This is a genomic window from Psychrobacter piscatorii, from assembly GCF_001444505.1.
In the GTDB taxonomy this organism is placed as follows: Bacteria; Pseudomonadota; Gammaproteobacteria; order Pseudomonadales; family Moraxellaceae; genus Psychrobacter; species Psychrobacter piscatorii_B.
Genome location: NZ_LNDJ01000126.1, coordinates 1 through 7,560, shown reverse-complemented (window position 1 = coordinate 7,560; position 7,560 = coordinate 1). Strand labels below are relative to the sequence as shown.

The following is a 7,560-nucleotide window of genomic DNA, read 5'->3' as shown; positions in this document are numbered from 1 at the left end:
GCACAACCCACGATGTCAAAGTCGCACCTGATTTAGTAGACAAAGTTAATTTGAGCGATACAGAGGTTTTATGTGCCGATAAAGGCTATGATTCTGATGCCCTACGAGCCCATATTGAACAAGCAGGGACGCATGATAACATCCCTCGAAAACGAAACACTAAGTCTTCTAACGACCATATGGACTGGGACTTGTATAAAGCCAGACATCTAGTAGAAAACGCTTTCGCTAAGCTAAAGCAATATAGAGCGGTTGCCACCAGATTTGATAAGCTCAAGCAGAGTTATGAAAATACGGTCGCTCTTGCTTGTGCCTATATCTGGCTCAAATTATGAATGTTCAACGCGCCCTAGTATTGGTGGGATTTTCACGCGAGCTTTATGATCTTTTATCAGACCCATTAGTGGCGCAGTTACCCATCAATTCGACCATGATTGCCACTGATATAACGTCAAACTTTATGGCACCCATTCGCTTAACGATATTCGTCGCCGCATTTTTAGCAATGCCTTATATCCTGTATCAAATTTGGTCATTTGTAGCTTCCGGCTTATATAAAAAAGAGAAGAAAATTGCCATTCCTGTACTGCTATCTTCGATATTTCTATTTTATGCTGGTGTTGCTTTTTCCTACTTTGTCGTACTCAAAGGGGTATTGAAATTTTTTATTATGTTCGCTCCGCAGAACGTTATACCAATGACCGATATTGACAGTTATCTGAGCTTTGCCCTCAAGCTATTTATGGTGTTTGGACTGACTTTTGAGATTCCAGTGGTTACCTTATTGCTGATAATGGCCGGAATCGTTTCTACTCAAATTTTAGAAGATAAGCGTCGTTATATCATAGTCGGCTGTTTTGGGATCGCCGCGGTAGTGACACCGCCTGATGGTGTATCAATGCTGTTGTTGGCGATTCCTATGTGGCTATTATTTGAGCTGGGTTTACTCTTAGCAAAGATATTAATTAAAAATGAACGAAATAATGATTTAGTCTCAGGGAATGAAACATTAGAAAGTAGCTAGCACTACTTAAACACGCCAAGAACCTTTTTTACTTTTTACTTTTTACTTTTTACTTTTTACTTTTTACTTTTTACTTTTTACTTTTTACTTTTTACTTTTTACTTTTTACTAGAGTATGTCAGCGTGAGTACTCTACTTAGCGACGGACTCTAAATGGAACACCCAACTAATAACAACGAAAAAAATGACGGTCTTGCAAATCGACTTAACCAAGAGTGCTACTGCATTACCCTTGATCGTAAAGCGCTTAATACAAGCCTTCAAGATCAATTGGTAGAAACTAGAAACAATCCAATAGGAGCGAACGAGCTTAATAAGCTTTTTTCAGCAACACCCGTGTTCGTTCCCAAAACAGAGATAGAGGCGATGGAGCGAATCGTCAGGGCTATCGAGTCAGCTGCCGAACTGCCATTGTATCAAGAGCAAGTGCTGTCGTGGGCACCAGAAATAGCTGCTTTCGACCCAGGCCCAATAGGGGCCCTCATGGGTTATGACTTTCACTTGGGTAGCGATGGACCTCAGCTCATCGAGGTCAATACTAATGCCGGTGGCGCATTTCTGAATGTGTTGCTCGCTCGCGCACAAAAACGCTGTTGCAACCCCTCAGAGCAAAGCGCTGCAACCAATCAAATGCTAGATAGGTTCGAGGAAGCAGTGTTTGACATGTTCAAACAGGAGTGGCAGCGACAGTCCGCTGTTGCTATGCCCAATCGGATAGCCATTGTGGACAATGACCCCGAGAGTCAGTTCATGTTCTTAGAGTTTGAGTTAGCCTGTCAACTGCTCCAAGCTAGAGGTATTGATACTGTGATACTTGATCCCTCTGAACTCGAGTATATCGACGGTACGTTAACAGCCCATGGCCAGAAAATCGATATGATTTACAATCGGCTTGTCGACTTTGCATTTGAGGACCCTGACCATGTATTGCTTAAGCAGGCTTATTTAGAGGGTGCTGTGGTAGTGACACCCAATCCCCGCGTACATGCTATGTTGGCCAATAAGCAAAACCTGACATTGCTATCAGACTCCCAAATATTGCGCTCTTGGGGTCTGGATGAGGCTGCAGTGGAGTGCCTCGAAAGGTCTGTACCGAGGACTAAGATTGTATCAAGAGACGATGCAGCAGAGTTGTGGCTTACTCGGCGGCAACTGTTTTTTAAGCCAGTTGCTGGTCATGGAAGCAAAGGCGTTTATCGCGGTAGCAAACTGACTCGACGCGTCTTCGAAAACATTCTGGATGAAGATTATATCGCACAGACCTTTGTCCCTGCAGGAGAGAGATCACTCAAAATTGATGACATCGTAACAACAAGAAAGGTAGATATACGTCTTTATACGTATGGCGGAAAACTGTTACTACCTGCTGCGCGTTTGTATCAAGGTCAGGTGACTAACTTCCGTACGCCAGGCGGTGGATTCGCGCCTGTCTTTCAGGTGTGATCGTCTAGGTCTTATTTAGATGGCATTAGGCTGTTATAAGTCCGGTTAACTAATTCAATATTCTTCTTACCTAACAAAAGATGGTTGTATATTTATGATTGTCTATTACTTTCGGCACGCTTTTCAAAACACTTCGAAAACAATTGGAGCTAGAGATAGCAGTAAATTTCAATAGTTTCCAATAATAAAAATCCAACCGTTACAGTGAGCTTAAATCATATTAGAGTAAACAGGGTTAGACCGTATGTTAATCACAGAATTGGGTTATTTTGCCTTGCTAGCCGCCTTAATCTTGGCGATTTTGCAGGTGGTATTACCAACGATAGGCGTTATGCGTGACCATGTTGCTTGGCAGCGTCTCGCGCCCAGTCTCGCGTGGGCACAGTTTGCTGCCATGATTTTTTCATTTGTTGCATTGATGGCAGGCTTTTATTTCAATGACTTTAGTCTCGTCTATGTCACGCAGCACTCTAATACTTTGTTGCCTTGGTACTATAAACTCTCGGCGACATGGGGTGGACACGAAGGCTCGCTCTTGTTGTGGATGACCATCATGGCCACGTGGTGCGCATTGGTCTCCTACTTTAGCCGTGGCTTGCCGTTGTCGATGCGCGCGCGGGTACTCGTGATATTGGCCGGTGTGCAGGTCATGATGCTAGCGATGCTGATTTTTACCTCGTCGCCATTTGATCGTACCTTGCCCAATCTGCCCGTAGATGGGGTAGATCTCAACCCACTTTTGCAGGATTTTGGGCTGATCGTTCACCCACCGATGCTGTATATGGGTTATGTGGGCTTAGCGGTGCCATTTGCTTTTTGTATGGCGGCATTGTGGGAAGGGCGTTTGGATGCAGTATGGACACGTTGGTCGCGTCCATGGGCGCTAGCGGCTTGGGGGTTTTTGACCGTTGGTATCGCTCTTGGCTCTTGGTGGGCGTATTATGAGCTTGGCTGGGGCGGCTGGTGGTTTTGGGATCCTGTAGAAAACGCCTCACTGATGCCTTGGCTTGCCGGTTTAGCCTTGCTGCATTCGTTGGCAGTGACTGAGAAGCGCGGTGTCTTTAAAGCATGGACCATTATGCTGGCTATCTTTGCTTTTGCCTTAAGTCTCTTGGGTACTTTCCTTGTACGTTCAGGGGTTATTACCTCAGTGCATTCGTTTGCCGCTGACCCCACTCGTGGTCTGGTAATTTTAGTGATTCTTGGCATCATCGTCGGTGGTGGTTTGCTGATGTTTGCGCTGCGTGGCTGGCGTTTGACGATTGAAAGTCAGTATCAACTGGTTTCGCGTGAGTCATTTTTAGTCATTAACAACGTTATTATTTTGATTGCAACGTTAGTGGTATTGCTTGGTACCCTCTATCCTATCATTGCCGACGCCTTTAGCTTGGGTCAGGTCTCTGTCGGCCCTCCGTACTTTAATGCGCTATTTGTGCCTTTAACATGGCTATTGCTGGTTGCCATGGGTATGGGCTCCAATATCCGCTGGAAACAAGATAAGCGTCCATTGTTAGGCGTTGGTATGGTCATTGCGGCGAGCAGTCTAGTATTAGCTGCAGTCATCACTTACTTTGTCAGTCCATCTGCCATGCTTAATATTGGTGTAACACTAGCAGTAAGTTTTTGGGTACTGTTCTGGATGGTGGTTGATTTCAAAGACAAAACCAAAAATGCACCAAGCTTTTTGCAAGGCTTAAATAAGCTGCGTTTAAGCTACTGGGGTCAGCAAACGGCACATATTGGTGTGATTGTAGCGGTCATCGGTGTTGCCTTTACCAGTACCTTGAGTATCGAGCGCGATGTGGCATTGAGTGTTGGCGAAACGGTCCATGTCCAAGGTTACGACTTCACCGTTAAAGGCTTCCGCGAAGTCAAAGGCAGTAACTATGATGCGACCCAAGCTGAGGTCGAAGTGAGTAAAGATAGCCGTGCTGTGACTACGTTATACCCTGAAAAACGCAATTACATTATTAGCATGATGCCAATGACCGAAGCAGCGATTGATGACAGTCTGATGCGTGATGTGTACGTCGCACTTGGTGAACCTATAGCTGAAGGCAGTAATAAATGGGCCGTACGTATTTATGTGAAGCCATTGATTCGTTGGATATGGCTCGGCGCTATTATTATGGCATTGGGTGGTCTGCTGAGTATGCTTGATAGGCGCTATCGTCTCAAAACATCCAAGACCCCTGCACAAATTGCAGCGAGTAAGTCAGGCTTTACGACGGTTACTGATTTAGATGTTAAAAGCACTACTAATAACACGACACTAATAGGGGAGAAGCAAAATGACTAAGTCTAATCATTTTTCCGAGCAACCCCCTGAAACAAAAGGTAATCGAACAATGAAAAAAAGCCAAATTAGAATATGGTTTTTGATCCCGCTGATCATCTTTGCTGCTGTTATGGTTATGCTTTATTTTCGTTTGGGGCAGCCGACTGAAATCGTAACCAATACCGCGCTTGAACGCCCAGTACCAGCGTTTGAGCTGCCATTGTTGTCCGATACCAGTCGGATCATGACCAATGACAACTTACCTGATGAGCCCTTTTTGATGAATATTTGGGGCTCTTGGTGCCCAACTTGCGTTATTGAGCATCCTTTTTTGATGCAACTAGAAGAGCGTGGTGTCAATCTGGTTGGCGTGAATTATAAAGACGATATCGGTGATGCGCTCAGCTATCTCAACCGAGGCGGTGATCCCTTTTCGATGTCTATTCAGGATTTGTCCGGCCAGTTTGCCTTGGACTTAGGGTTGACGGGTGCGCCTGAGACTTTCACTGTCGATGGTGAAGGCGTTATTCGCCAGCACATTGTTGGTGAGATTAACGAGAGTAACTGGCAAGATCGTATTGAGCCTTGCTTAACGGTACTCAATGATGCCAATGATAATAACGTCAGTCCAGATGCGATTCAGGTTGAAGAGGTGTGCAAATGATAGCCCGTTCAATAAAGGCCGTTACGATAAAAGTAGCGAGCTTAATACTTGCCTGTCTCCTAAGTGTGACCAGCTATGCGGCGATTGACGTCTATGATTTTGATTCTGTCCAACAAGAAGCACAATACCGAGGATTGATCGAAGAGCTACGTTGCCCGAAATGCCAAAACCAAAACTTGGCAGGTTCTGATGCGCCGATTGCCCAAGACTTAAAGCAAAAAGTCTATGATTTGATTAAAGACAGACGTAGTGATGCGGAAATCCGGGATTATATGCAAGAGCGCTACGGCGATTTTATCAGCTACAAGCCGCCTGTACGTCCATCGACATGGATTTTATGGTTTTTTCCGCCATTGCTACTGATCGTATTATTGATAGGGTGGTTTTGGCAAAGCCGTCGCCGCCAGCTGGTAGCGAGCGGTCAGAGTAGAGTGACGGTAGATAATACCGCCTCGGAGCTGACTGCCGCCGAAAAAGCCGAACTTGATCGTCTGCTATCGCGTGCCAATAGCACCGATAATGACGCTCATGACACCACAAGCCCCGAGGACAAAAAATGACCATATTCTCTACTTTTGGCTTATTTATTGCCCTAAGCTTATTTATTGCACTGATACTAGCCCTCATCGTTATCATGCCATGGTTGCGAGCGTCACGCTTACGAGAGAAACCTGTCGATAACCAGTTACTAGATATCAATATCGCCGTTTTTCGTGAGCGTTTGATAGAATTACAGTCCGATAAAGACAATGGCACGATTGATGACGCCCATTATCAAAATCAAAAAACGGAGCTTGAGCGTCAGCTATTGGATGCTCAGCGTGAAGTAACACCTATGGTCGCACCTGGTATCAAGAGCCGTTTGATTATCATGGTATGGGTGCCAGTACTTGCAGGATTGGCTTACTTTTTGGTTGGTGACCGTACACCGGTGTTTGACTTGTGGACAGCAGAAGATAAAGTTGCCCAAGTAGCCGATGATTTATTAACCGGTAAGATTAACCAGCCACCAGCTTGGGCGATTGAAGATGGTACGCAATTAATCAGCGCGATGCAGACCAACGTTTATCGTCATGCCGATGATCCTGATCGCTGGATGCGTTTGTCAGAGCTGTTTTTATCGCTTGAAGCTACCGACTCAGCGATTGAAGCTTTGTCACGCGCTTACCGTCTGTCACCAGACAATGAAGAGATTGCGACCACTTATGCGCAGATTAGCTTTTTTGCCAATAAAGGTCAGCTTGATGCCAGTAGCCGCCGTGTATTACAAGATGTCCTTGCCAAAAATCCACAGCATGAAGGTGCGCAGATGCTAATGGCAATGGGTGAGGCACGTGGTAGTAACTTTGCAGAAGCGCAAGGTTGGATTAAGCGTTTACGTGAGAGCATCGCTGCCAAACCAGGTGACCATAGTAAAGCGCTAGCGAGCCTTGATGAGCTAAGTGCTAATGTCATCGCGCAAGAGCAGCAAGCCGCGCAAGGTATCGAAGTTACCGTCTCTATTGATGCGAGTCTATTACCATTGGTTAAAGCCAATGATGTGTTGTTTGTAGCGATACGTGATGTGAAAGGGGGCCCTCCGTTTGCCGCCAAACGTTTACCTATTAGTATCATCAAGCAAGGTAAAGCCAGTATCCGTTTAAGCGATCTTGATGCGATGATGCCAGAACGCACGTTAAATTCAGCTCGTAGTGACAAAACTCAGTTAGCAGTCGTTGCTCGTATTAGTCATAGCGGTAATGCCATAGCAGAATCAGGCGACTTATCGGGTAATCCTATAATGATTAGCGTTGAACAGACTCAGGTTAATGTTGAAATCAATCAACAGATTCCCTAATAAAAAATTATTACCGTAAGTTTCATAACACCAGAGCGGTAAGTGGAGCCGTTTATAAAAGTGGCGCGATTAATAGTCGTATACCAAAAACATATACGTTTAACATTGTTCATTGTATAAACATAGATAAAGGAAACAACTATGACTGAATCTACCGACAGATTAGATAGTACTAAATTGAATAGCGTTGAATCGGCTAGTACTAATATTGCTGACAAGAAGGTACCTATAGCTGTGAGTAGTACTCATCAATCGATTGACTCTAAAACCATAAATCATACGCCTAAAGCTATGTACGTGACTTCAGGCAACTC

Annotated in this window: 7 protein-coding genes; all 7 read left to right on the top strand. The window is 44.9% G+C overall.

From position 1 onward, the window contains the following. A partial coding sequence (locus AS194_RS12745; RefSeq protein WP_152978645.1) for a transposase occupies positions 1–335 on the top strand: 335 nt, incomplete at its 5' end. Further along, the gene (gene tatC / locus AS194_RS12740) at positions 332–1,024 is read left to right on the top strand and encodes a twin-arginine translocase subunit TatC (protein ID WP_227511658.1); all 693 of its coding nucleotides are present in this window, start codon (positions 332–334) and stop codon (positions 1,022–1,024) included. The genes AS194_RS12745 and tatC, both read left to right, overlap by 4 nt. Before the next feature lie 153 nt (positions 1,025–1,177). Next, positions 1,178–2,467, top strand: a complete 1,290-nt coding sequence (locus tag AS194_RS12735) for a hypothetical protein (protein WP_058025869.1) — start codon at positions 1,178–1,180, stop codon at positions 2,465–2,467. A gap of 244 nt (positions 2,468–2,711) precedes the next feature. Further along, a complete protein-coding gene (locus AS194_RS12730) occupies positions 2,712–4,766 on the top strand; it encodes a heme lyase CcmF/NrfE family subunit (RefSeq protein ID WP_058025868.1) in 2,055 nt (684 codons plus the stop codon). Then, positions 4,759–5,409 carry a DsbE family thiol:disulfide interchange protein gene (locus AS194_RS12725; protein WP_058025866.1) on the top strand — a complete coding sequence of 217 codons (651 nt, stop codon included), beginning with the start codon at positions 4,759–4,761 and terminating at the stop codon, positions 5,407–5,409. Before AS194_RS12730 ends, AS194_RS12725 begins: the two co-directional genes overlap by 8 nt. Next, complete coding sequence (locus AS194_RS12720; RefSeq protein ID WP_058025865.1) at positions 5,406–5,969, top strand: cytochrome c-type biogenesis protein; 564 nt, start codon at positions 5,406–5,408, stop codon at positions 5,967–5,969. The genes AS194_RS12725 and AS194_RS12720 overlap by 4 nt, the downstream gene beginning before the upstream one ends. Continuing rightward, on the top strand, positions 5,966–7,246 hold the full coding sequence (ccmI, locus tag AS194_RS12715; RefSeq protein WP_058025863.1) for a c-type cytochrome biogenesis protein CcmI: 1,281 nt from the start codon (positions 5,966–5,968) through the stop codon (positions 7,244–7,246). The genes AS194_RS12720 and ccmI overlap by 4 nt, the downstream gene beginning before the upstream one ends. Positions 7,247–7,560: the final 314 nt, after the last annotated feature.